General features: G+C 41.3%; 25 protein-coding genes, 2 rRNA genes and 2 pseudogenes. 27 read left to right on the forward strand and 2 right to left on the reverse strand.

Annotation, left to right across the window (positions count from 1 at the left end; translation table 11 throughout):
• Positions 1-31 precede the first annotated feature (31 nt).
• From rplO to salA, 23 genes and pseudogenes are all read left to right on the forward strand, one after another.
• A complete protein-coding gene (gene rplO, locus BkAM31D_RS00775; protein ID WP_066159608.1) occupies positions 32-472 on the forward strand; it encodes a 50S ribosomal protein L15 in 441 nt (146 codons plus the stop codon).
• A pseudogene (gene secY / locus BkAM31D_RS00780) lies at positions 472-1,763 on the forward strand (preprotein translocase subunit SecY). The gene rplO and the pseudogene secY overlap by 1 nt, the downstream one beginning before the upstream one ends.
• A 72-nt stretch (positions 1,764-1,835) precedes the next feature.
• Positions 1,836-2,489, forward strand: a complete 654-nt coding sequence (locus tag BkAM31D_RS00785) for an adenylate kinase (protein ID WP_066159613.1) — start codon at positions 1,836-1,838, stop codon at positions 2,487-2,489.
• Positions 2,486-3,232, forward strand: coding sequence for a type I methionyl aminopeptidase (gene map / locus BkAM31D_RS00790; RefSeq protein ID WP_066159616.1), 747 nt, complete (start codon positions 2,486-2,488; stop codon positions 3,230-3,232). The genes BkAM31D_RS00785 and map overlap by 4 nt, the downstream gene beginning before the upstream one ends.
• Positions 3,233-3,250: 18 nt before the next feature.
• A complete protein-coding gene (locus BkAM31D_RS00795; protein WP_066159619.1) occupies positions 3,251-3,559 on the forward strand; it encodes a KOW domain-containing RNA-binding protein in 309 nt (102 codons plus the stop codon).
• A gap of 4 nt (positions 3,560-3,563) precedes the next feature.
• Positions 3,564-3,782 carry a translation initiation factor IF-1 gene (infA, locus tag BkAM31D_RS00800; RefSeq protein WP_010896341.1) on the forward strand — a complete coding sequence of 73 codons (219 nt, stop codon included), beginning with the start codon at positions 3,564-3,566 and terminating at the stop codon, positions 3,780-3,782.
• Between the two features lie 98 nt (positions 3,783-3,880).
• Entirely contained in the window at positions 3,881-3,994 is a 114-nt protein-coding gene (gene rpmJ, locus BkAM31D_RS00805; protein WP_003322638.1) for a 50S ribosomal protein L36, read from the forward strand.
• 20 nt (positions 3,995-4,014) lie between these two features.
• Positions 4,015-4,380: a 30S ribosomal protein S13 gene (rpsM, locus tag BkAM31D_RS00810; protein ID WP_066159622.1), complete on the forward strand. Its 366-nt coding sequence runs from the start codon at positions 4,015-4,017 to the stop codon at positions 4,378-4,380.
• Between the two features lie 20 nt (positions 4,381-4,400).
• Positions 4,401-4,793: a 30S ribosomal protein S11 gene (gene rpsK / locus BkAM31D_RS00815; protein ID WP_035664773.1), complete on the forward strand. Its 393-nt coding sequence runs from the start codon at positions 4,401-4,403 to the stop codon at positions 4,791-4,793.
• A 166-nt stretch (positions 4,794-4,959) separates the two neighbouring features.
• Complete coding sequence (locus BkAM31D_RS00820; RefSeq protein ID WP_066159624.1) at positions 4,960-5,904, forward strand: DNA-directed RNA polymerase subunit alpha; 945 nt, start codon at positions 4,960-4,962, stop codon at positions 5,902-5,904.
• A gap of 77 nt (positions 5,905-5,981) precedes the next feature.
• Positions 5,982-6,344 (forward strand): 50S ribosomal protein L17, encoded by a 363-nt coding sequence (rplQ, locus tag BkAM31D_RS00825; protein WP_066159627.1) that lies wholly within the window; start codon positions 5,982-5,984, stop codon positions 6,342-6,344.
• Positions 6,345-6,883: 539 nt separating this feature from the next.
• Entirely contained in the window at positions 6,884-7,720 is an 837-nt protein-coding gene (locus BkAM31D_RS00835; RefSeq protein WP_066159632.1) for an energy-coupling factor transporter ATPase, read from the forward strand.
• Positions 7,696-8,561: pseudogene (locus tag BkAM31D_RS00840) on the forward strand (energy-coupling factor ABC transporter ATP-binding protein). The gene BkAM31D_RS00835 and the pseudogene BkAM31D_RS00840 overlap by 25 nt, the downstream one beginning before the upstream one ends.
• A 3-nt stretch (positions 8,562-8,564) precedes the next feature.
• Positions 8,565-9,365 carry an energy-coupling factor transporter transmembrane component T family protein gene (locus BkAM31D_RS00845; protein ID WP_066159635.1) on the forward strand — a complete coding sequence of 267 codons (801 nt, stop codon included), beginning with the start codon at positions 8,565-8,567 and terminating at the stop codon, positions 9,363-9,365.
• A gap of 7 nt (positions 9,366-9,372) precedes the next feature.
• Positions 9,373-10,143 carry a tRNA pseudouridine(38-40) synthase TruA gene (truA, locus tag BkAM31D_RS00850; protein WP_066159637.1) on the forward strand — a complete coding sequence of 257 codons (771 nt, stop codon included), beginning with the start codon at positions 9,373-9,375 and terminating at the stop codon, positions 10,141-10,143.
• A 192-nt stretch (positions 10,144-10,335) separates the two neighbouring features.
• A complete protein-coding gene (gene rplM / locus BkAM31D_RS00855; RefSeq protein ID WP_066159639.1) occupies positions 10,336-10,773 on the forward strand; it encodes a 50S ribosomal protein L13 in 438 nt (145 codons plus the stop codon).
• A gap of 19 nt (positions 10,774-10,792) precedes the next feature.
• Positions 10,793-11,185: a 30S ribosomal protein S9 gene (rpsI, locus tag BkAM31D_RS00860; protein WP_066159642.1), complete on the forward strand. Its 393-nt coding sequence runs from the start codon at positions 10,793-10,795 to the stop codon at positions 11,183-11,185.
• Positions 11,186-11,592: 407 nt separating this feature from the next.
• Positions 11,593-12,591 (forward strand): TRAP transporter substrate-binding protein, encoded by a 999-nt coding sequence (locus BkAM31D_RS00865; protein ID WP_235820556.1) that lies wholly within the window; start codon positions 11,593-11,595, stop codon positions 12,589-12,591.
• Entirely contained in the window at positions 12,584-13,069 is a 486-nt protein-coding gene (locus BkAM31D_RS00870; protein ID WP_066159648.1) for a TRAP transporter small permease, read from the forward strand. The genes BkAM31D_RS00865 and BkAM31D_RS00870 overlap by 8 nt, the downstream gene beginning before the upstream one ends.
• Positions 13,069-14,364, forward strand: coding sequence for a TRAP transporter large permease (locus BkAM31D_RS00875; protein ID WP_066159650.1), 1,296 nt, complete (start codon positions 13,069-13,071; stop codon positions 14,362-14,364). Before BkAM31D_RS00870 ends, BkAM31D_RS00875 begins: the two co-directional genes overlap by 1 nt.
• A gap of 185 nt (positions 14,365-14,549) precedes the next feature.
• Entirely contained in the window at positions 14,550-14,984 is a 435-nt protein-coding gene (locus BkAM31D_RS00880; RefSeq protein ID WP_066159653.1) for a YbaK family protein, read from the forward strand.
• 147 nt (positions 14,985-15,131) lie between these two features.
• A complete protein-coding gene (gene cwlD / locus BkAM31D_RS00885; RefSeq protein WP_371807192.1) occupies positions 15,132-15,845 on the forward strand; it encodes an N-acetylmuramoyl-L-alanine amidase CwlD in 714 nt (237 codons plus the stop codon).
• 77 nt (positions 15,846-15,922) lie between these two features.
• On the forward strand, positions 15,923-16,975 hold the full coding sequence (gene salA, locus BkAM31D_RS00890; RefSeq protein ID WP_066159659.1) for an iron-sulfur carrier protein/transcriptional regulator SalA: 1,053 nt from the start codon (positions 15,923-15,925) through the stop codon (positions 16,973-16,975).
• Positions 16,976-17,026: 51 nt separating this feature from the next.
• Here the strand turns inward: salA and gerD are convergent, their stop codons facing one another.
• On the reverse strand, positions 17,027-17,659 hold the full coding sequence (gene gerD, locus BkAM31D_RS00895) for a spore germination lipoprotein GerD (RefSeq protein WP_066159661.1): 633 nt from the start codon (positions 17,657-17,659) through the stop codon (positions 17,027-17,029).
• A 144-nt stretch (positions 17,660-17,803) separates the two neighbouring features.
• Between gerD and BkAM31D_RS00900 the strand changes: the two genes are divergently transcribed.
• Complete coding sequence (locus BkAM31D_RS00900) at positions 17,804-18,394, forward strand: KinB-signaling pathway activation protein (RefSeq protein WP_066159664.1); 591 nt, start codon at positions 17,804-17,806, stop codon at positions 18,392-18,394.
• Positions 18,395-18,432: 38 nt separating this feature from the next.
• On the opposite strand, the gene pdaB is transcribed toward BkAM31D_RS00900, so the two are convergent.
• Positions 18,433-19,194: a polysaccharide deacetylase family sporulation protein PdaB gene (gene pdaB, locus BkAM31D_RS00905; protein ID WP_066159668.1), complete on the reverse strand. Its 762-nt coding sequence runs from the start codon at positions 19,192-19,194 to the stop codon at positions 18,433-18,435.
• A gap of 167 nt (positions 19,195-19,361) precedes the next feature.
• Here pdaB and BkAM31D_RS00910 point away from each other — a divergent pair, with 167 nt between their 5' ends.
• From BkAM31D_RS00910 to BkAM31D_RS00920, 3 genes are all read left to right on the forward strand, one after another.
• The gene (locus BkAM31D_RS00910) at positions 19,362-19,583 is read left to right on the forward strand and encodes a hypothetical protein (protein ID WP_066159671.1); all 222 of its coding nucleotides are present in this window, start codon (positions 19,362-19,364) and stop codon (positions 19,581-19,583) included.
• Positions 19,584-19,865: 282 nt separating this feature from the next.
• Positions 19,866-21,422 (forward strand): 16S ribosomal RNA (locus BkAM31D_RS00915).
• 377 nt (positions 21,423-21,799) lie between these two features.
• Positions 21,800-24,735 (forward strand): 23S ribosomal RNA (locus BkAM31D_RS00920).
• Together the 16S and 23S rRNA genes form the textbook arrangement of a ribosomal RNA operon.
• Positions 24,736-24,796: the final 61 nt, after the last annotated feature.

The raw sequence follows: 24,796 nt of genomic DNA on the forward strand, positions 1-24,796 counted from the left end.
AAGCTATTTATATAAACGAGGAGGTGTCGACATGAAACTTCATGAGTTGAAACCTGCAGAAGGATCACGTAAAGTACGTAACCGTGTAGGTCGTGGTATCGGTTCTGGTAACGGTAAAACAGCAGGAAAAGGACACAAAGGTCAAAACGCGCGTTCTGGCGGAGGTGTTCGTCCTGGTTTTGAGGGTGGTCAAAATCCTTTATACCGTCGTCTACCTAAACGTGGATTCACAAATCCAACTCGTAAGGAGTACACAGTAGTAAACCTTGATACTTTAAACCGTTTTGAAGCGGGTACTGAGGTTACACCTGAACTTCTTATTGAAACTGGAACTGTGAAAAACGTTAAGTTCGGAATCAAGATCCTAGGAAACGGTAAGCTTGAAAACAAGCTAACGGTTAAAGCACATAAGTTCTCAGCATCTGCAGTTGAAGCTATCGAAGCTGCTGGCGGAAAAACTGAGGTGATTTAATGTTCCGGACGATCTCCAACATTATTCGAGTGGGTGATTTACGCCAAAAGGTGATTTTCACCCTACTTATGCTCATTGTCTTTCGTATCGGAAGTTTTATCCCTGTTCCAGGTTCGAACAAGGATGTACTTAATTTCTATGATCAAGCGAATGCATTTGGGTTTTTAAATACGTTTGGTGGTGGAGCTTTAGGGAACTTTTCGATTTTTGCAATGGGGATAATGCCATATATTACTGCATCGATTGTTGTGCAGTTATTGCAAATGGATGTTGTTCCTAAATTTGCAGAATGGGCTAAGGAAGGGGAAGCTGGCCGACGTAAATTAGCTCAGTTTACCCGTTACGGAACAATTGTATTAGGTTTCATTCAAGCTTTAGGGATGTCAATTGGTTTCAATTCACTATTCCCTGGGCTAATCCCTAATCCAAGTGTTCCAACATATTTATTTATTGCGTTAGTATTAACTGCAGGTACGGCTTTTCTTATGTGGCTTGGTGAGCAAATCACTGCAAAGGGTGTAGGGAACGGAATTTCTATTATTATCTTTGCGGGTATTGCTGCGGGGATTCCTAATGGAATTAACCAGATCTATGTTCAGCAGATTGAAGGCGCGGGTGAGCAACTGTTTTTAAGTATTGTAACAGTGCTCCTTTTAGCTTTAGCAGTCCTTGCGATTGTAGTGGTTGTTATATTTGTTCAACAAGCTTTAAGAAAAGTTCCTGTACAATATGCTAAGCGATTAGTGGGAAGAAGCCCAGTTGGCGGTCAATCGACACATTTACCGTTAAAAGTAAATGCTGCTGGTGTTATCCCAGTTATCTTTGCACTTTCTCTTTTCATGTTCCCTCCAGTTGTTGCTGGTTTCTTTGGAACTGATAATCAGATTGCGGCTTGGGTGACAAGAACTTTTGATTATACACAACCGATCGGTATGATTGTGTATGCATTATTAATTATTGGATTCACGTACTTCTATACGTTTATCCAAGTTAATCCGGAAAAAATGGCTGAAAACCTTAAAAAACAAGGTGGCTACATTCCAGGCATTCGGCCCGGTAAGACAACACAGACTTACTTAACGCGCATTTTATATCGATTAACGTTTGTTGGAGCACTCTTCTTAGCTGTCATTTCTATTATTCCAGTATTCTTTACAGATTTATTGAATTTACCTCCAGCTGTTCAAATAGGGGGACTGGATTATTAATCGTTGTTGGTGTAGCATTAGACACGATGAAACAGATCGAAAGTCAGCTGATTAAACGTTCTTATAAAGGCTTTATTAAGTAATGAGGGGATCAGGGAAGGATTAACTTCCCGTTCGCCTTCTGTTGTTAAATCGGAGGATGGAGGGAGATTGGAATGAATTTAATTTTAATGGGTTTACCAGGTGCGGGTAAAGGTACTCAAGCTGAAAGAATTGTTGAGAATTACGGTATTCCTCACATTTCAACTGGAGATATGTTTCGCGCAGCTATTAAAGGGGAAACTGAGCTTGGTTTAAAAGCAAAGTCTTTTATGGATGCTGGGGAACTAGTTCCAGATGAAGTTACAATTGGTATTGTTCAAGAGCGTTTAGCTAAAGATGATTGTCAAAAAGGTTTCTTATTAGATGGTTTTCCTCGTACTGTTGCTCAAGCTGAAGCATTAGAGGAGTTACTAACTGGTATGGGACGCAAGATTGACTATGTTCTTAATGTTGATGTTCCTGAACAACTATTATTAGATCGACTTACTGGTCGTCGTGTTTCACCAACGTCTGGAAGAACATATCATGTTATCTTCAATCCTCCTAAACAAGAAGGAATTTGTGATGTAGATGGTAGTGAACTAATCCAGCGTGATGATGACAAGCCTGAAACAGTTAAAAAGCGTCTTGAAGTAAACCAAGCGCAAGCAAAACCTCTTGTAGATTTCTATACTGAGAAAGGCTACTTGCGTACGATTAACGGTGATCAAGACATCAATAAAGTATACGAAGATATTGACCAGCTCCTGAAAGGACTTCCTGCATGATCATTTGTAAGACTGAACGAGAATTAGAAATCATGCGAGAAGCTGGAAGAATTGTTGCACTAACGCATCAGTCGTTAAAGGAACATATTCAGCCTGGCATATCAACTAAAGAATTGGATGAGATCGCTGAAAAGTTGATTAAGGCGCATGGAGCAACTCCCTCATTCAAAGGCTATAATGGGTTTACAGGTAGCATTTGTGCTTCAGTAAATGAGGAATTAGTGCATGGTATTCCTGGGAAGCGAGTGCTTAAAGACGGTGATATCATTAGTGTTGATATCGGTGCATACTACAATGGATATCATGGAGATTCAGCTTGGACGTACGCTGTCGGCAATATTTCCGAAGAGGATCAAGCACTACTTGATGCAACGGAAGCATCCCTTTTTAAAGGGTTAGAGTTTGCTAAGGCAGGAAATCGTTTATCAGATATCTCTCATGCCATCCAATCTTATGCAGAGCCACTTGGTTTTTCAATTGTTCGTGAGTATGTTGGTCATGGAGTTGGGCAAGACTTGCATGAGGACCCTCAAATTCCTCATTATGGTCCCCCAGGAAAAGGACCAAGGCTTAAACCTGGAATGGTGTTAGCAATTGAACCGATGATTAATGCAGGAACACGTTATGTACGTACACTTTCTGATGATTGGACAGTTGTTACAGTTGATGGAAAGAATTGTGCACACTTTGAGCACACAGTTGCTATTACAGAATCAGGTTATGAAATCTTAACAAAAGCTTAATTGTAGGTGATGATGACAATGCAAGACTCTGGTCCAACCCCGGAGATTGGTCAAATTGTTCAATGTACAAAAGGGCGTGATCAAGGTCAATATTTCGTTATTATTGAATTGATTGATGACCGTTTTGTCAGAATTGCTGATGGTGATAAACGTAAGATTGACCGAGCGAAGAAGAAGAACATGAATCATCTTGAGCTTGTTGATTACATTGCTGAGGAAGTAAAGAGCAGCTTTATAGAAACAGGACGTGTTACTAATGGAAAGCTACGTTATGCAATAACAAACTTTCTTGAAAAACACTCTAATTTACTGAAGGAAGGTGACTGAACCTATGGCTAAAGAAGATGTTATTGAGGTGGAAGGTACGGTAATAGAGCCACTTCCTAATGCAATGTTTCGTGTTGAACTAGAAAATGGTCATAAGATTTTAGCCCACGTTTCTGGAAAGATTCGTATGCACTTCATTCGAATTCTTCCAGGTGATAAGGTGACTGTTGAATTATCTCCTTATGATCTAACACGTGGACGAATCACATATCGATACAAATAATTCGTTGCGAGAGCGACTAGCAAAATAATATATTTGTTTTGCTTAAATCTGATTAATGACTAATCAGTGCACTCCGTACTATATAGGAGGTTTAAAAGATGAAGGTAAGACCATCAGTCAAGCCTATTTGTGAAAAGTGTAAAGTTATCCGTCGTAAGGGTACGGTAATGGTTATTTGTGAAAACCCTAAGCATAAGCAAAAACAAGGTTAATATATAAGGAGGTGCTGCACATGGCACGTGTCGCAGGCGTCGATATTCCACGTGACAAACGCGTAGTTATTGCACTAACGTATGTTTATGGAATCGGTAAAGCTAAATCTTCTGAGATTTTAGCGAAAGCAGGTGTATCTGAAGATACTCGCGTTCGTGATCTTACAGAAGAAGAATTAGGACGTATCCGTGAAGCGGTAGAAGGATTCACAGTTGAAGGTGATCTTCGTCGTGAAGTTTCACTTAACATCAAACGTCTTATTGAGATTGGTTCATATCGAGGTATTCGCCACCGTCGTGGTTTACCAGTTCGTGGACAAAATTCTAAAAACAATGCTCGTACGCGTAAAGGTCCTCGTCGTACAGTAGCAAACAAGAAAAAGTAGTAAAGGAGGTAATATAAATAATGGCTAAGAAAACGAATACTCGTCCAAAGCGTCGTCAACGTAAAAATGTTGAAACTGGTGTTGCTCATATCCGTTCAACGTTTAACAACACGATTGTGACGATTACAGATACGCATGGTAACGCAATTTCTTGGGCAAGTGCTGGTGGATTAGGATTCAAAGGTTCTCGTAAGTCTACTCCATTTGCTGCACAAATGGCTGCTGAAACAGCTGGTAAAGCAGCTATGGAGCATGGCATGAAAACTGTAGAGGTTTCTGTAAAGGGACCTGGTGCAGGTCGTGAAGCTGCCATCCGTTCATTACAAGCTGTTGGTCTTGAAGTTAACATGATTAAAGATGTTACTCCAGTTCCTCATAACGGCTGCCGACCGCCAAAACGTCGTAGAGTATAACGGAATCAATCATTGTATAGATTTCCCTAAATTGTCAATACTGGATAGAGCGATAACAGTCCTGTTGGCAAAAATGGTGTAAAGCTTAGGAATTGCCTACTGGTTATCCGGTTAGGCAATCCTTGCAGTCTACCGGAGTTCGACGTTTTGAAGGAGGGTTTGTTTAATGATTGAAATTGAAAAGCCAAAAATTGAAGCGGTTGAAGTAAGTGAAGACGCAAAGTATGGAAAGTTTATCGTTGAACCATTAGAGCGTGGATATGGTACAACTTTAGGAAACTCCCTACGTCGTATTCTTCTATCCTCTTTGCCTGGCGCTGCTGTAACATCCGTGCAAATTGATTCAGTGTTACATGAGTTCTCAACAATTGAAGGTGTTGTAGAAGATGTAACAACAATCATTTTGAACTTAAAAAAACTCGCTCTCAAAATCTACTCAGATGAAGAGAAGACTCTTGAAATTGATATACAAGGGGAAGGGGTTGTAACAGCGAACGATATTACACATGACAGTGATGTTGAAGTTCTAAATCCAGATCTTCATATCGCAACACTTGCTAAAGGTGCGCATTTACATATGCGTTTAACTGCTAAGCGTGGTCGTGGGTATATACTTGCTGAGGGGAATAAAAATGAAGATCAACCGATTGGAGTTATCCCTATTGATTCCATTTACACACCGGTTTCACGTGTAAATTATCAAGTTGAGAATACACGCGTCGGTCAAGTAACCAACTATGACAAACTAACTCTTGATGTCTGGACTGACGGAAGCATTCGTCCTGAAGAAGCTGTTTCGTTAGGTGCGAAAATCTTAACTGAGCATTTAAACATCTTTGTTGGAATGACAGACCAAGCACAAAACGCTGAAATTATGGTTGAAAAAGAAGAAGATCAGAAAGAAAAAGTTCTAGAAATGACAATTGAGGAACTAGATCTATCTGTTCGTTCTTACAATTGCTTAAAGCGTGCAGGTATTAATACTGTTCAAGAACTTACCCATAAGTCTGAAGAAGACATGATGAAAGTTCGTAACCTTGGTCGTAAGTCACTTGAAGAAGTTCAAGAGAAGCTTGGAGAACTTGGACTAGGACTTCGTAAAGAAGAATAGTCGAGAAATCTGCCTTCTAATCGTTTATAATAGATTTTGTGCTCATTTATTTGGGCTGTTTAAAGGAGGGAAACAACATGGCATACGCAAAATTAGGACGTGATAGTGCTGGTCGTAAAGCATTATTTCGTGATCTTGCAACAGATCTAATTATCAATGAGCGTATCGAAACGACTGAAGCTAAAGCAAAAGAGCTTCGTTCAATCGTTGAGAAAATGATTACTCTTGGTAAGCGTGGAGATTTACATGCACGTCGTCAAGCTGCTTCATTCATTCGCAGAGAAGTTGCTGACGAAGAGTCAGGTCAAGACGCTATCCAAAAATTATTCTCTGATATCGCTACTCGTTATGAAGAGCGTCAAGGTGGTTATACTCGTATCCTTAAAGTAGGACCTCGTCGTGGTGACGGTGCTCCTATGGTTATTATCGAGCTTGTATAATTCAATCTGATTCATGAGTGAATAGATGAGACGACAAAGGGCAAATCAGATCTGAGCATATATGCTCTGACTCTGGGCCCTTTTTTGTTTACACTTTTTTAAGAAGAACATACAAAAGGCATGGTTTCCGCCTTTTGTATGTTCTTCGAAGCAATGAGCGGAACCGCTACATGTTTTAAAGGTATCAATGAGTGGTTTTCTCATAGATACCACGTAGCGAGAGAAGCCATTGCGAAGCTACAGAGCAAAGGCATGGTTTCCGCTTTTTGTATGTTCTTCGAAGCAATGAACGGAACCGCTACATGTTTTAACGGTATCTATGAATGGTTTTCTCATAGATACCGCGTAGCAGAGAAGCCATTTCAAAGCTACAAAGCAAAGGCATGGCTTCCGCCTTTTGTATGTTCTTCGAAGCAATGAGCGGAACGGCTACATGCTCTTTAGATCGATTACATATCACCAATGACTTTGAAATTGGCTCGTTTATTATTTAAATTCGCCTAGGATGCTACTACATGTCAAACCTTCAGGAGGGTTCTATGTCATCAATAATTGAACTCAATCAAGTTTGTTTCACCTATGATAATTCAGAGAAACCAGCGTTAAATGGTGTTGATTTAAATATATCCTCTCATGAGTGGGTAGCTGTATTAGGGAGAAATGGCTCTGGAAAATCTACTTTTGGAAGATTACTAAATGGGTTATTGATTCCAACGGCTGGTTCAGTATTAATAAATGGTCATTCGACTGCGGACGAAAAGTTGATTTGGTCTATTCGGACTTCTATTGGTATGGTTTTTCAAAATCCAGATCATCAATTTGTTGCAACAACGGTGAACGATGATCTTGCTTTTGGTTTGGAGAATTTAGGTTTGCCTCGGGAAGTGATGCAAGAGAGGATTGACAAATATGCAGATCTCATTGGAATTACACACCTTCTTGAAGCGGAACCCCATCGCTTATCAGGTGGACAAAAGCAAAGGGTAGCAATAGCAGGTGTTATGGCAATGGAGCCAGAAGTGATTATCTTTGACGAGTCGACGTCAATGCTCGATCCCGTCGGTAGAAATGAAGTGATGAATACGTTAAAGATGCTTCATGAACGAGGGATGACCATCATCTCAATCACACACGATATGGACGAAGCAATGCAAGCAGATCGGATATTAACCTTTCATAATGGAGAGGTCATAAAAGATTGTTCTCCTATTGAACTTTTTTCATCAGTTGATCTATTAAAAGAATTAGGGTTATCACTGCCTTTTTCTGTCGATTTGCAAAATGAGCTGCAAAAAAGAGGAGTTATCCTTTCCGACATATCTTTAACAGAAGAGGAGTTGATTGCAAAGTTATGGACATTGTATTCAATGAAGTAGAACATTGCTATATGCCTAATACACCATTTGAGAAATTAGCTCTTAAGGATATATCGATTAACATTCCATCTGGCTCCTTTACAGCGATTATTGGCCATACCGGTTCCGGGAAGTCTACGCTTATTCAACATATCAACGGTCTGTTACGCCCGACAAAAGGAAGCATACAAGTAGGGGCTTTTCATATCAAAGCTGGGGAGAAGAAAGTAGATTTAACAGGTTTGCGTAAGAAAGTTGGGCTTGTGTTTCAATACCCCGAGCATCAGCTATTTGAAGAAACTGTTGAAAAAGACATTTGCTTTGGTCCTATTAATTTCGGTCTTTCTGAAGAAAAGGCAGCAAAACGGGCACAAGAGCTTATTGAAGTAGTAGGTTTAGATCAAAGTTATTTACATAAATCCCCTTTCCACCTAAGTGGGGTCAAATGAGAAGGGTTGCTATTGCTGGAGTACTAGCAAGCCGACCATCAGTTCTTGTCTTAGATGAGCCCGCTGCAGGTCTTGATCCAGAAGGGCGAGATCAAATGATGGAGCTATTTTCAAACTATCATAGTGAAAATAAAACAACAACGATTCTTGTAACTCATCATATGGAAGTGGCCGCTAAGTACGCCGATCAAATTATTGTTATGCATAATGGTCAGATTGAGATGGCTGGTGGAAAAACGTTAATATTTGAACAAGCAGGGAAATTAGAAAGCATTGGGTTAGGGTTACCAAATACCGTTCATTTTTTGCAACAAATGAAAGAAACATTTCAGCTAAAGTCTGTTCCTGCTCATTTTGATGTTGCTGAGGCCGCCGATTTCATTGCTCAATTGCTCAAATCAAGGGAGGGGTAGTTAATGCTTCAAAATGTGATTATTGGGCAATACGTAGCTGCTCCGTCGTTTCTACATCGTTTAGATTCGCGTTCTAAATTAATCAGTGCTTTTTTACTTGTATTTATTATTTTTCTAGCAAACAATTGGTACGCTAATGGCTTAGTCATCTTATTTACTCTTTTTACGGTTCTCATCTCAAAGATTCCAATTTCATTTATTTATAAAGGAATAAGACCAATTTTGTGGCTTGTTTTATTTACGTTTATTCTTCATCTTTTTATGACAAGAGGTGGAGAAATAGTGTTTAACTTTGGCTTTTTGACGGTTTATGAAGAGGGGATTAGGCAAGGTCTGTTTATTGCGGTTCGGTTATTAACGATTATCATGCTCACGTCTCTTGTCACGTTAACGACGAAGCCGATTGATTTAACAGACGGGTTAGAAAGTTTATTTAATCCATTAAAGAAAATCGGTTTGCCTGCCCATGAATTAGCATTAATGATGTCAATTGCTTTAAGGTTTATCCCAACCTTTATGCAAGAAACAGAGAAGATTATGAAGGCACAAATGGCTCGTGGTGTTGATTTTACGACAGGTCCAATTGCCAAGCGAATTAAAGCTTTGCTACCCTTGCTGATCCCTTTATTTATTAGTGCGTTTAAGCGAGCTGAAGACTTAGCTCTAGCAATGGAGGCGAGAGGATACCGTGGGGGAGAAGGACGTACAAAGTATCGGTTATTAGTATGGAAATGGCAAGATACGAGTGTTATTTTCCTTTGTATGGTGTTTGGACTAATGATTTTCGTATTGAGGTACATCTAAAGGAGTGATGGTGTTGAAGCGAGTGGCATTGTGGGTAATGTATGACGGGACAGCTTTTTCAGGGTATCAAGTCCAGCCGGGAAAGCGTACAGTTCAATTAGAAGTTGAGAAGGCATTAAGAACTCTTCATAAAGGCACGGATGTACGTGTCCATGCTTCAGGAAGAACAGACACAGGTGTTCATGCTAGAGGACAAGTCCTTCATTTTGATTCGCCACTGATGATACCAACTGAAAGGTGGCCGAAAGCTATCAATTCCTGTTTGCCAGAGGATGTTCGTATTATTGAAGCATCATATGTCCAGGCCGATTTTCATTCAAGATATGCCGCAGTAAAGAAAGAATACCGCTATCGAGTATTTACTCCAAAACATCCGGATGTTTGGAGAAGAAATACTACGTTTCATTTTCCATATTCAATAGACTTTGAAAGAGTTAAAAAAGCGGCTTCGTACTTACTGGGAACTCATGATTTCAGCTCATTTTGTGCATCAAATACAGATGTACAAGATAAAGTGAGAACCCTTTATGAACTAGAGGTTTGCAAGCAAGGTGATGAAATTGTCTTTCGATTAGTAGGAAGTGGCTTTTTATATAACATGGTTCGCATCATTGTCGGTACATTGTTAGAAGTTGGGATAGGCAAAAGAGTACCAGATGAATTGGCTACCATTTTAGAGGCTGAAGACCGGACAAAGGCTGGTAAAACAGCACCTGGAAATGGGCTGTTTCTCTGGAAAGTATCCTATGAATATGAGATTTTCAGTGATGAATTTTAATCTGAACTTTTTTTCGAAAAAAAAGAAGCTATGACAACGACTCCTAGTGTAACAAGTTGTTGACATTGGCCTTTCAATATTATATGATGTTAGATGGTAATTCCAAAACCCACTAGCCCCGGGTTCGGAATGTTACAATAGACACTGGTTTTAAAAAATATCAATTGATTTTCAATTTACGGAGGGAAATTCATGCGTACAACATATATGGCAAAGCCAAACGAAGTTGAGCGTAAGTGGTATGTAGTCGACGCTGAAGGTCAAACGCTTGGTCGTTTAGCTTCAGAAGTTGCTTCTATTCTACGCGGTAAACACAAGCCAACTTTTACTCCTCACGTTGACACTGGTGATTTTGTAATCATCGTTAACGCTGAGAAAATTGAACTAACTGGTAACAAATTACAAGACAAGATCTACTACCGTCACTCTAACCACCCAGGTGGATTAAAGATGACTAAAGCTGCTGATATGCGTGCTAACAAGCCTGAGCGTATGCTTGAGCTTGCTATCAAAGGAATGCTTCCAAAGAACACGCTTGGACGCGCTCAAGGTATGAAACTTCATGTATATGCAGGACCAGAACACAAACATCAAGCTCAAAAACCAGAAGTTTACACACTTCGCGGTTAATCGATAGGAGGGTATTATTTTGGCACAAGTACAATATTATGGTACAGGTCGCCGTAAGCACTCAGTTGCTCGCGTTCGCCTATTGCCAGGTGACGGCCGTATCGTTATTAATGGTCGTGAATTAGACGAATATTTTGATCTTGAAACATTAAAGCTTATCGTTAAACAACCACTTGTTGAAACAGGTGTTGAAGGTCAATACGACGTTCATGTAAATGTTAACGGTGGTGGTTACACAGGACAAGCGGGTGCTATCCGTCATGGTGTTGCTCGTGCTCTACTTCAAGTAGATCCTGACAACCGTCCAGCATTAAAAACTGCTGGTTTCTTAACTCGTGATGCACGTATGAAAGAGCGTAAGAAATACGGTCTTAAAGCAGCACGTCGTGCACCTCAGTTCTCAAAACGTTAATATTGGCGTTTCAAAGACTCTCATCCATTTTGGGTGGGGGTCTTTTTTTATTTTGCACCTACTTAGTAGCAGAGATTCATCATTATACTTACATGTTGAAACACGCTAAAAGGGTAGATTACGGTCTGTTGATGACATACGGGTGAACATTGTCTTGTCAAGATGGTAAAAGATTCTCAATGGAACTTATTGAAAAAGCTTGCATAGATAAAGAATTGCGATTATGATATTCATATAATTTGTTTGGTAAACAAATTAATTAGGAGGTGTAAAAACGAAGGAAATAAAAGTATATACGAGCAATTGAAAGCGCTTCTTAATGAATGAATTAAAAAGATGAAAAGAATACTAACATAAAGAAGCTTATTATAAAAAGGTTTATATTAATGTTATCGGGAGGGTACATTGTGAAAAAGAACATAATTTTGCTACTTGCTATGTTCACAATGATTATGCTTGCTGGTTGCCAAGCCATTACAGGTGAATCTAGAGAATTAAAGCTAGCGCATAACCAATCACTTGATCATCCAATTCATCTTTCTTTGGTTGAGTTTGGAAGATTGGTAGAAGAGAAATCAAATAATGAGTTAACAGTGAAAATTTACGCTAATGGTCAGTTAGGAAGCGAGCGTGAAGTTATTGAATTAACGCAAACAGGTGCTGTAGACGTTGCTAAAGTAAGTGCAAGCGCACTGGAAGGGTTTGAGTCTGACTACTCAATTTTTAGTCTTCCTTACGTATTTGAAGACTATGAAGAATTTGAAATCGTGATGAATAATGACGAAATTACAGATCAACTTTATTATCAAACAGAGAACATTGGCTTTATCGGTTTAACTTATTATAATGCTGGAACAAGACATCTTTATACAAAAGATAAGGAAGTAACAAGCCTTGAAGAGATGCGAGGCTTAAAGGTGAGGGTACAGCCGAGTCAAACAAGTGTGAGAATGGTCGAAGCTTTAGGTGGGATTCCAACTCCTATGGCTTATGGAGAGGTTTATACAGCTCTTCAATCTGGTGTAATAGACGCAGCAGAAAATAATGAGACGGCTTTAGTTGGTAACAATCATGGGGAAGTTGCTAAATATTATATGTATACAGGACATCAGATTGTTCCTGATATGTTAATTATGAATGCAGAGCGTTTCGAACATTTAACAGATGAAGAAAAAGAAATAGTTAAAGAGGCAGCAGTAGAGTCAACAATGTATCATGAAGGTATTTGGACAGAAACAATTGAAGAGTTTACGGTGATTGCCAAAGAGAGAATGGGTGTTGAATTTGTCGATGTTGATAAGTCTATCTTTATTGAAGCCGTTCAACCGCTTCACAAAGAGTATGCTGCAAATGAAAAGACGAGAGATATTTATCAATTAATTAAAGGAGGGACTTTAAGTGAATAAACTTAAAGTGGTTTTAGATAAAACACTCATAACAAGCGCATCCCTTCTATTGATCTTAATGGTTATTTTCTCGGTTTGGCAAGTGTTGGCGAGGTATGTATTTAACATTTCTTCACCAGGGACAGAAGAATCGATTCGTTATCTGCTGATCTGGTTTGGGTTGTTAACGGCGGCTTATGTGTTTGGAGCAAAGAAGCATATAGCAATATTGTTTTTTAGAGAGAAATTTAGTCCAAGAACACAATTACTAATAGAACGAGTGACAGATGTATTAATCATCTTATTAGCTGCTATTCTAATGGTTTTTGGGGGAATAAAGATTGTACTTCTAACATCAGCACAAACAGCTGCTGCAACGGGCATATCATTAGGAGTAGTATATGCAGCGTTACCGGTAAGTGGAGTGTTTATTATCATCTATACAGTTATTAGCATGATGACAAAGAGAATCAACGAGAATGAGGAGGTGGGAGTATAATGACAGTCATCGCAGGGATTCTACTGTTTGCTAGCTTCTTCTTTCTTCTTTTATTTGGAGCACCAATTGCCATTGCGATTATTGTTAGTTCCATCTTAACATTCTTCTTAATCTTGCCGTTTGATGTGGCAATACTCACATCAGCACAAAGAATGGTTACTGGTATAGACAATTTTACAATGTTAGCAATTCCTTTGTTTGTACTATCTGGTATTATTATGAACAATGGCGGGATCGCTTTCAGGTTAGTTAATTTTGCAAAAGTGCTTGTTGGAAAATTACCTGGATCTTTAGCTCATACGAATGTAGTCGGAAATATGTTGTTTGGTTCCATCTCAGGATCAAGTGTTGCCTCGGCAGCAGCGATGGGGCGAATTATGACACCGATGCAAACAAATCAAGGCTATAAAAAAACCTATTCTGCTGCTGTTAATATTGCGTCAGCACCGACGGGATTGTTAATTCCGCCAAGTTCAATCTTGATCGTTTATTCATTAGTGAGTGGAGGTACATCGGTAGCGGCTTTATTCATGGCTGGATATATTCCAGGGATTCTTTGGGGACTAGCTGTTATGGTTGTTGCCTATTTTATGGCAAAAAAAGAAGGATATCCGGTATCTAAGCTACCTACTATAAAAGATGTCCTCTATATCGTAGCTAGTGCGGTTCCAAGTTTGTTGTTAATTATTATTGTAATTGGTGGTATTGTCGCAGGGATCTTCACCGCGACAGAAGGAGCCGCAGTAGCCGTAATCTATGCTACAGTTCTATCAATGATCTATAAAAGCATTAAAATTAAAGATGTTCCGGCCATCCTAAAAGAGACAATCGAAATTACAGGTATGATTCTTTTCTTAATTACAGCATCAGCACTATTTTCATTAGTCATGTCCTATATTGGGCTGCCTGAAGCTTTAAGTAGAGCGTTATTATCGATCACGGACCATCAGGTCGGTATTATTCTTATTATGCTTGCGATTCTCCTAGTAATTGGTACATTTATGGATATAACACCGGCAGTACTTATATTTACACCGATATTCTTACCTATATCGCAAACATTCGGAATTGACCCTGTTCATTTCGGTATGATCGTGTGTTTTGCATTATGTATTGGTAATATGACGCCTCCGGTAGGTAGTGCATTATTTGTAGGATGTAGTGTGGCTGATGTTCGTATTGAACATGTAATAAAAACATTGCTTCCATACTTTGCTGTCGTTATTATCGTCTTATTATTAGTAGCGTTTATCCCTCAAATCAGCCTATTCTTACCAAACTTATTTGGGGTATAGCGTAACGTATATATAGAACCATTTAGAATGGGGGCGCCTATAAGGTCAAAAAAAGACCTTGTGAGACGCCCTCTTTTGTTATTTATCAAGAAATAAGCGGTCATTTCTGACAAGTTTTCCACTGCATGTTGTGATATGAGATAGTCATACTAAAAGAAAGAACATACGAAAGGAGAGGAAGATAAATGAATGTAACTGTGCTATCTGATAAGCGGAGAGAGAAACAATGGAAGTTTGAACGCAGTATTCTAAAAAATTTATCTCTTAAAGAACTTAAAGCAAATGTTGAAGAGCATTTTCGGTCAGTTGTTCCGTTTCATTTTCTTTCCCACCCTTTTTTAATTGATCCTTGTATGGATATGGCAATAGACGCCTTTTTAGTAGGAGCTGAATACAGTAAATTTGGCTACTCAGGCGAAAATGAAACTGAAGTGAAAAGAAGATGTGATGATGAGTTGACGGAAATATCACATTGTATTTTCAACTTGCTCCAAGGGTGGTTAATCGACTCCGATTATTTGTTGGACTCTTTACAAGTTTCGACAGAAGCCTTTGTTGATCATTGGTGGACAAAGGGGTTTCGAGAAGGAGAAAAACGTTATCGGTTAAGATTGCATTAACGTGAGTAACGGTTTGAAAAGAGGATAAGTGACCATTGGCTAGCTAGACAATGTAAGTACTTTAAGAACATCTATAAAATCACTTCATAATCTTCTCCTTGTCCCAATATACATAGGAAGAGTGGACGAGGAGGGATGGAAGTGAACTTGATTAAGTGGTTAAAGGGCGGGGCGTTTGCATTAGGTGTCGTCAGTTTATTGTTTATTATCCAATATCAATTTATTAGCAATGATTCATGGTCGACATGGAATCTTCCTTTATCTGGTAAAGTTATTGTCCTAGATCCAGGGCATGGTGGAATTGACGGAGGGGCTGTTTCGAAAAAAGGTGTTCTTGAAAAGGAAATTACGTTATTAATTAGTATGCAGCTCAGGGATTACTTACAAGAAGCCGGAGCTCTCGTTTTAATGACAAGGGAAGATGACCATGACTTAGCAAATGCAGATACAAGGAAAATAAGGCAACGTAAAAATGAAGATTTAAGAAGAAGAGTTGATATTATTAATGATTCGGATGCAGATCTTTTTGTAAGCTTACATCTCAATGCCATTCCATCGCCAAAATGGAGCGGGGCACAGACTTTTTATAACCGTACATTACCTGAAAACGAAGAGCTTGCTAGATTTGTTCAAGATGAAGTTAGACGTAACTTAGAAAATACGAACCGACTTGCAAAGCCAATTCATAATGTATACCTTATAAAAAATGCTGAAATTCCAGGGGTGCTAATTGAAGCTGGATTTTTATCAAATCCTCATGAAGCAGATTTGCTTAGTACCGAAGACTATCAACAAAAAGTAGCAGCTTCAATTTATCAAGGGATTTTACGTTATTATACTGACGAGAAAATGCCTGAATAATAAATGCAACCGGATTCACGCTCTTTCAGTAACCTATGCTATACTAGGCATATAACTGAAAAAGGAAGGTGTCAGGATTGGTAACCGAAGCAGTAGTTCTTGAAGCTTTAAATCGGGTTAAAGACCGTGATTTAAATAAAAGCCTTGTTGAAACAGGGGGAGTAAGAGAAGTTAAAGTAAAAGATGGCAACGTCAGCGTGAAAATTGCACTTGCTAAAACAGGAACAGCTGAACAAATGGAAGTTCAACAAGAAGTTGTTAATGTTATTAAGGGTGAAGGGGCAAACTCAGTCGGACTTCGCTTTGAAGAGTTAACAGAGGAAGAGTTAGTGAAACTAGGTGGTGTAAATGAACCTTCGTTCCAAGGACCAGCACTTCTTGCTCCAAATAGTAAGACAACATTTATTGCGGTTACAAGTGGTAAAGGAGGCGTAGGGAAATCGACCGTATCGGTTAACTTAGCTACTTCTTTAGCGCGCCTAGGAAAAAAAGTTGGTATTATTGATGCTGATATTTATGGCTTCAGTGTTCCAGATATGATGGGAATTGAAGAACGACCAAAAGTAATTGCAGATCGTATTTATCCAGTTGAACGCTTTGGAGTAAAGGTAATCTCAATGGGGTTTTTCGTTGAAGACAATGCGCCAGTAATTTGGAGAGGTCCAATGCTTGGAAAAATGTTAAATCAATTTTTCACAGAGGTTGAATGGGGAGATCTCGACTATTTAGTGTTAGATTTACCTCCCGGAACAGGAGATGTAGCTCTTGATCTTCACACTATGCTTCCTCACTCTAAAGAAATTTTAGTTACAACACCTCATGCAACCGCAGCATTTGTTGCAGCTCGTGCAGGGACTATGGCTATAAAAACACACCATGAAATTTTAGGTGTCGTTGAAAACATGGCGTACTTTCAAAGTCGTGTATCGGGTGAGAAAGAATATGTTTTTGGAACTGGTGGCGGAGAGCGTTTAACTGAGGAATTAAAGACAGAACTACTTGGACAAATACCACTTGGTCAACCAGAAATAAATAAAGATGATTTTGCACCGTCCATTTATGCATCGGAACATCCAATCGGCGAAATCTATGAAGGAATTGCAAAACGCATTATTGAAAAGACACATTAAAAAAGAAAAAAGGGTGTCGTGAAGGGCTGATCTTACACGACATCCTTTTTCTTATGATGACTGTCCGCCACCACCACCTTCTTGACCGCCTTCACCTTCCTGTCCGCCGCCGCCCTGGGCTTGGTCTTGTTTCTCTAGTTGTTGTTGAGCAACTCTTTCTAGAACTTCATTAACTTTAGCTATGAAGAAAGGACTTTCGAAAGCTTCTGTCATAATGGTCATGACTTGTTGTCTATATTCTTTTGCTTTTAATGTTTCTAAAAGTGCTTGTTCCATTTCAGGATCTTGTAGAACGGTAATCATCATACTTTGATACTCGGGATCCTTCATTAAACCTTTAAGTAATTTTTCATTTTCGGTTTGCATGCTTTCTGCAAAGGTCTGAGCGAATTCAGGATCTTTCATCACGTCTTGCCAAAACTGTCTTCCTGCTTCTGACGTGAGGGTTTCTTGAATGGTTACTCTGACAAAGGCATTATCCATAACGATTTCCTTTTGTAATTCTTCATCTGTCATAATTTCTTGGATAGCTTGTTTTCCCTCGTCCGTTTTAAGCATATCGACCATCATTTTCTTTGTGCTTTCATAATCTGGAGTGTTTCCGCCACCGTTCTCAGCTTGCGCACAACTTGTAACAATGGTTAGGAGCATAGTAAGGATAAATACGAAAACAGTCTTTTTCATGCGTGTGGCCCCTTTCGGTCATTTTGTCATTAATTTGAGATATTTGTCGACGTTTTATACATGACAGAAAGAGAAAATCTAGCATTTTTTATTGGAGATTGATACAATCATGGAAGCAGAATTGAATTTTTGGAGGATTTGCCTGTGAACAGTCGGAAAGTCGTTTATTTATTTTTTACCACTTTATTAGTGGGAAGTATAAGTGGTACGATTGTCGGTTTTATTTTAGAGTTCAATGTTTACACAGAAGGCTCGTTTCTTAATATGTTGTTTGGGATTATTTGGATGATTGGAATTTCTGCAGCCTTTAGCTTGATTAGTCAAATGGGCTTTTTCGCTTATTTAACGGTTCATCGTTTCGGATTGGGGTTATTTAAATCACAAAAGCTTTGGAATTATGTTCAGCTTATTTTAATTGCATTTACCGTGTTTGATCTTATTTATTTCCGTTATGTTGCTTTTGCGGAAACAGGGGAAACGATTTGGGGATATATGGTGATGCCGTTGCTGCTTTTATTTTACGGAATAGTGATTGCTTTTATAAAAGCAAAAGGTACAAATAAAGGTGCGTTTATTCCTGCTCTCTTTTTTATCGTAGTTGTAACTACAATTGAGTGGGTTCCAGCATTAACTGTAAATGATCCAAAATGGTTATGGCTGTATTTCACACCTTTAATTACAGCAAATACGTGGCAACTATTGATCTTGCATCGTCTTAATAACCAATCTAAATAAAAAAATGAACGCCTTAGACTTTACTAAGGCGTTCATTTTTATTTAACCTCTTCATTTTTAGCTTTTGTACTTGCCATTAAATCTTCTACTGTTGTAAAGGAGTACCCTTTATCCCGAAGTTGATCAATAATGATTGGAAGGGCTTGATGAGTTTGTTTTACAGAATCAGATGCATGAAAGAGGATAATATCACCTGAATCAGCAGAAGAAACTACTTCATTCACAATCGCTTCGACTCCAGGGTTTTGATAGTCTTTTGAGTTAACACTCCAGTGGATAACAGAATAATTCTGTGCATCTGCAATTTTTAACACTTCTTTATTGAAAGATCCATTTGGAGGTCGCAATAAAGTAGGTCGCTCACCAGTTAGTTCGGTTAGTACTTGGCTACTTTGATTGAGGTCTTGTCTAATTTTATCAGATTCCCAGCCTGTATAATCTTTGTATTGATAGCCATGGCTGCCAATTGAATGACCTTTATCTTTAATTTCCTTGACTAAATCAGGATAACGTTCTGCCCAGGAAGCAGAAATAAAAAAGTTTGCATGATCTATCTCTTTTTGGTCTAGAATGTCTAAAATCGGCCTAATACGATTTTCCCCCCAGCTGATGTTAAAGGTTAAAGCAATTTGTTTATCATCTGTTTCGGCTTTATAAAAAGCTTGCGGTCCATCTGATGTAGAAAAAACAGCTATTTGAGATCGTTCTACATAAAGCAAACCAGCAGTGAAGAAGGCAGCGATTATGATAAGGGATAATTGCTTAACACGCTTTGCATGGAAAATCCAAAAAAAATTCATTGTGTCCCCTCCTTGTCCATCGTTATCATCAATTTATGGTTAGAAGTGGGAAGTTATGAATAAAATTGGATGAAAATGAAAATAATTTAAAAGCCTAAGGTTTTGGGATTGGTGAAAGTCATTGGTCTTTGATAGTTGTTCAGTCACGATAGTCGAGGTGGTAGGGTGTGTTAGGTGTTATCTTAAACAAAAAAGAAGTTCAAGAAGTAGAGTATATGTTAAAAAGAGAAATGGAAGAGTTACTTCTAGATATGTCTGATCCTCGTATTGATGAGGTCGTAAAAAAGGCAATGGAGGAAAAATATCAGATTGTCTTTAAGATTTATAAGCGCTTTGTACCCCCGAAAGAAACAATGAAATATGTTTTAAATAAGCGTAACACACAGTAGATTGTGTTACGCTTGAAAAAAATTCTCTTAATGTATTGACGTGTAACTTTAAATCGTGTTATATTTATTTCCGTCGCCGAGACAAGTTGTTAATTTACTTGTTGACATTCTTGTTCCGGTTGTGATAAATTATTAAAGTCGCTGTTGAGTGACAATGAGTTCTTTGAAAACTGAACAAAAGCCAAGCGAAAGAGATACATGATATCTCGTCAATTTTAAGTGATTTTGTAAAATCACAATTAAGTATCGTTAGCGATACGATTTGAGCACAAATCAAACACTTTTATGGAGAGTTTGATCCTGGCTCAGGACGAACGCTGGCGGCGTGCCTAATACATGCAAGTCGAGCGGACTGAATTAAGAGCTTGCTCTTAATTCAGTTAGCGGCGGACGGGTGAGTAACACGTGGGCAACCTGCCCTGTAGACTGGGATAACATCGAGAAATCGGTGCTAATACCGGATAATATCTGAGACCTCATGGTCTTAGACTAAAAGATGGCTCCGGCTATCACTGCAGGATGGGCCCGCGGCGCATTAGCTAGTTGGTAAGGTAATGGCTTACCAAGGCGACGATGCGTAGCCGACCTGAGAGGGTGATCGGCCACACTGGGACTGAGACACGGCCCAGACTCCTACGGGAGGCAGCAGTAGGGAATCTTCCGCAATGGACGAAAGTCTGACGGAGCAACGCCGCGTGAGTGATGAAGGATTTCGGTTCGTAAAGCTCTGTTGTTAGGGAAGAACAAGTATCGTTCGAATAGGGCGGTACCTTGACGGTACCTAACCAGAAAGCCACGGCTAACTACGTGCCAGCAGCCGCGGTAATACGTAGGTGGCAAGCGTTGTCCGGAATTATTGGGCGTAAAGCGCGCGCAGGCGGTCTTTTAAGTCTGATGTGAAAGCCCACGGCTCAACCGTGGAGGGTCATTGGAAACTGGGAGACTTGAGTACAGAAGAGGAGAGTGGAATTCCACGTGTAGCGGTGAAATGCGTAGATATGTGGAGGAACACCAGTGGCGAAGGCGACTCTCTGGTCTGTAACTGACGCTGAGGCGCGAAAGCGTGGGGAGCAAACAGGATTAGATACCCTGGTAGTCCACGCCGTAAACGATGAGTGCTAGGTGTTAGGGGTTTCGATGCCCTTAGTGCCGAAGTTAACACATTAAGCACTCCGCCTGGGGAGTACGACCGCAAGGTTGAAACTCAAAGGAATTGACGGGGGCCCGCACAAGCAGTGGAGCATGTGGTTTAATTCGAAGCAACGCGAAGAACCTTACCAGGTCTTGACATCCTTATGCCCTCCCTAGAGATAGGGATTTCCCTTCGGGGACATAAGTGACAGGTGGTGCATGGTTGTCGTCAGCTCGTGTCGTGAGATGTTGGGTTAAGTCCCGCAACGAGCGCAACCCTTGATCTTAGTTGCCAGCATTTAGTTGGGCACTCTAAGGTGACTGCCGGTGACAAACCGGAGGAAGGTGGGGATGACGTCAAATCATCATGCCCCTTATGACCTGGGCTACACACGTGCTACAATGGATGGTACAAAGAGCAGCAAAACCGCGAGGTCGAGCCAATCTCATAAAGCCATTCTCAGTTCGGATTGTAGGCTGCAACTCGCCTACATGAAGCCGGAATTGCTAGTAATCGCGGATCAGCATGCCGCGGTGAATACGTTCCCGGGCCTTGTACACACCGCCCGTCACACCACGAGAGTTTGTAACACCCGAAGTCGGTGGAGTAACCCTTTTGGGAGCTAGCCGCCTAAGGTGGGACAGATGATTGGGGTGAAGTCGTAACAAGGTAGCCGTATCGGAAGGTGCGGCTGGATCACCTCCTTTCTATGGAGTAATACTCTAGTCGATGTATGGTTTTAGAACCATATAACGCTTTGGTCTTTTGTTCAGTTTTGAAGGAACTCCCTTCAATTAATAGAAACTAACTTTGTAAGAAAAAAGTTAGTGACTTTGGTTCTTTGAAAACTAGATAATGCAATAGAAACAATGTTAGTTTTATCGGTATCTTATTTATAAGAGAAGATCAAACGAGCATGTCAAGAATTCAAAAACGACTTTTTCAAAATAGATCGTTTTTGGCAAAGAGCTTCGAGTAGTTCGAGGAAGCGAGTGGTCGAAAGAATGGAACGTACACCCGTACGTGACATGACTGAGATCCACGAAGCTGACGAAGAAATGCGAAGAAGATCTGCAGCCAAAATGGTTAAGTTAGAAAGGGCGCACGGTGGATGCCTTGGCACTAGGAGCCTAAGAAGGACGCGACGAACGGCGAAACGCCTCGGGGAGCTGTAAGTAAGCTTTGATCCGAGGATATCCGAATGGGGGAACCCACCATCCGTAATGGGATGGTACCCATACCTGAATACATAGGGTGTGAGGAGGCAGACCTGGGGAACTGAAACATCTAAGTACCCAGAGGAAGAGAAAGCAAATGCGATTTCCCAAGTAGCGGCGAGCGAAACGGAAACAGCCCAAACCAAGAGGCTTGCCTCTTGGGGTTGTAGGACGTCTCATACGGAGTTACAAAAGACGAGCATAGGTGAAGCGATCTGGAAAGATCCGCAGTATAAGGTAACAGCCCTGTAGCCGAAATGCCCGTCTCTCCGAGACGTATCCTGAGTACGGCGGGACACGTGAAACCCCGTCGGAATCCGGGAGGACCATCTCCCAAGGCTAAATACTCCCTAGTGACCGATAGTGAACCAGTACCGTGAGGGAAAGGTGAAAAGCACCCCGGAAGGGGAGTGAAAGAGATCCTGAAACCGTGTGCCTACAACTAGTTGGAGCCCATTTACGGGTGACAGCGTGCCTTTTGTAGAATGAACCGGCGAGTTACGATCCCGTGCAAGGTTAAGCTGAATAGGCGGAGCCGCAGCGAAAGCGAGTCTGAATAGGGCGCATTAGTACGTGGTCGTAGACCCGAAACCGTGTGATCTACCCATGTCCAGGGTGAAGTTCAGGTAACACTGAATGGAGGCCCGAACCCACGCACGTTGAAAAGTGCGGGGATGAGGTGTGGGTAGGGGTGAAATGCCAATCGAACTCGGAAATAGCTGGTTCTCCCCGAAATAGCTTTAGGGCTAGCCTCGAGGGAAGAGTATTGGAGGTAGAGCACTGATTGGACTAGGGGTCCCCACAGGATTACCGAATTCAGTCAAACTCCGAATGCCAAATACTTATCCTCGGGAGTCAGACTGCGAGTGCTAAGATCCGTAGTCAAGAGGGAAACAGCCCAGACCATCAGCTAAGGTCCCAAAGTATACGTTAAGTGGAAAAGGATGTGGAGTTGCCCAGACAACCAGGATGTTGGCTTAGAAGCAGCCACCATTTAAAGAGTGCGTAATAGCTCACTGGTCGAGTGACTCTGCGCCGAAAATGTACCGGGGCTAAACGTATCACCGAAGCTATGGATTGACACCTTCTGGTGTCAGTGGTAGGGGAGCGTTCTAAGTGCAGCGAAGTCAGACCGAGAGGACTGGTGGAGCGCTTAGAAGTGAGAATGCCGGTATGAGTAGCGAGTGAGGGGTGAGAATCCCCTCCGTCGAAAGCCCAAGGTTTCCTGAGGAAGGCTCGTCCGCTCAGGGTCAGTCGGGACCTAAGCCGAGGCCGAAAGGCGTAGGCGATGGACAACAGGTTGAAATTCCTGTACCACCTCCTCACCGTTTGAGCAATGGGGGACGCAGAAAGGTAGGGTAAGCGCGCTGATGGATATGCGCGTCCAAGCAGTTAGGCTGGAAAGTAGGCAAATCCGCTTTCCATAAAGGCTGAGCTGTGATGGCGAGGGAAATATTAGTACCGAAGTTCCTGATCCTACACTGCCTAGAAAAGCCTCTAGCGAGGTGAGAGGTGCCCGTACCGCAAACCGACACAGGTAGGCGAGAAGAGAATTCTAAGACGCTCGGGAGAACTCTCGTTAAGGAACTCGGCAAAATGACCCCGTAACTTCGGGAGAAGGGGTGCTCTATTAGGGTGCAAGCCCGAGAGAGCCGCAGTGAAAAGATCCAAGCGACTGTTTAGCAAAAACACAGGTCTCTGCGAAGCCGCAAGGCGAAGTATAGGGGCTGACACCTGCCCGGTGCTGGAAGGTTAAGAGGAGGGGTTATCCTTTGGGAGAAGCTCTGAATTGAAGCCCCAGTAAACGGCGGCCGTAACTATAACGGTCCTAAGGTAGCGAAATTCCTTGTCGGGTAAGTTCCGACCCGCACGAATGGTGTAACGATTTGGATACTGTCTCAACGAGAGACCCGGTGAAATTATAGTACCTGTGAAGATGCAGGTTACCCGCGACAGGACGGAAAGACCCCATGGAGCTTTACTGTAGCTTGATATTGGATGTTGGTACAGTTTGTACAGGATAGGTAGGAGCCTTGGAAGCGTGAGCGCCAGCTTACGTGGAGGCGTCGGTGGGATACTACCCTGACTGTGCTGACATTCTAACCTCGAGCCGTGATCCGGTTCAGGGACAGTGTCAGGTGGGCAGTTTGACTGGGGCGGTCGCCTCCTAAACAGTAACGGAGGCGCCCAAAGGTTCCCTCAGAATGGTTGGAAATCATTCGTAGAGTGCAAAGGCAAAAGGGAGCTTGACTGCGAGACCTACAAGTCGAGCAGGGACGAAAGTCGGGCTTAGTGATCCGGTGGTTCCGCATGGAAGGGCCATCGCTCAACGGATAAAAGCTACCCTGGGGATAACAGGCTTATCTCCCCCAAGAGTCCACATCGACGGGGAGGTTTGGCACCTCGATGTCGGCTCATCGCATCCTGGGGCTGAAGTAGGTCCCAAGGGTTGGGCTGTTCGCCCATTAAAGCGGTACGCGAGCTGGGTTCAGAACGTCGTGAGACAGTTCGGTCCCTATCCGTCGCGGGCGTAGGAAATTTGAGAGGAGCTGTCCTTAGTACGAGAGGACCGGGATGGACACACCGCTGGTGTACCAGTTGTTCCGCCAGGAGCATAGCTGGGTAGCTACGTGTGGACGGGATAAGTGCTGAAAGCATCTAAGCATGAAGCCCCCTCAAGATGAGATTTCCCATGGAGTTAATCCAGTAAGACCCCTTAGAGATGATGAGGTTGATAGGTCTGGTGTGGAAGCGTGGCGACACGTGGAGCTGACAGATACTAATCGGTCGAGGACTTATCCAATATATTCTTGAGTTTCTATTACGCATTATCTAGTTTTGAGAGAACCATTCTCTTACATAAG

The organism is Halalkalibacter krulwichiae (genome assembly GCF_002109385.1).
Lineage (GTDB): Bacteria > Bacillota > Bacilli > Bacillales > Bacillaceae_D > Halalkalibacter > Halalkalibacter krulwichiae.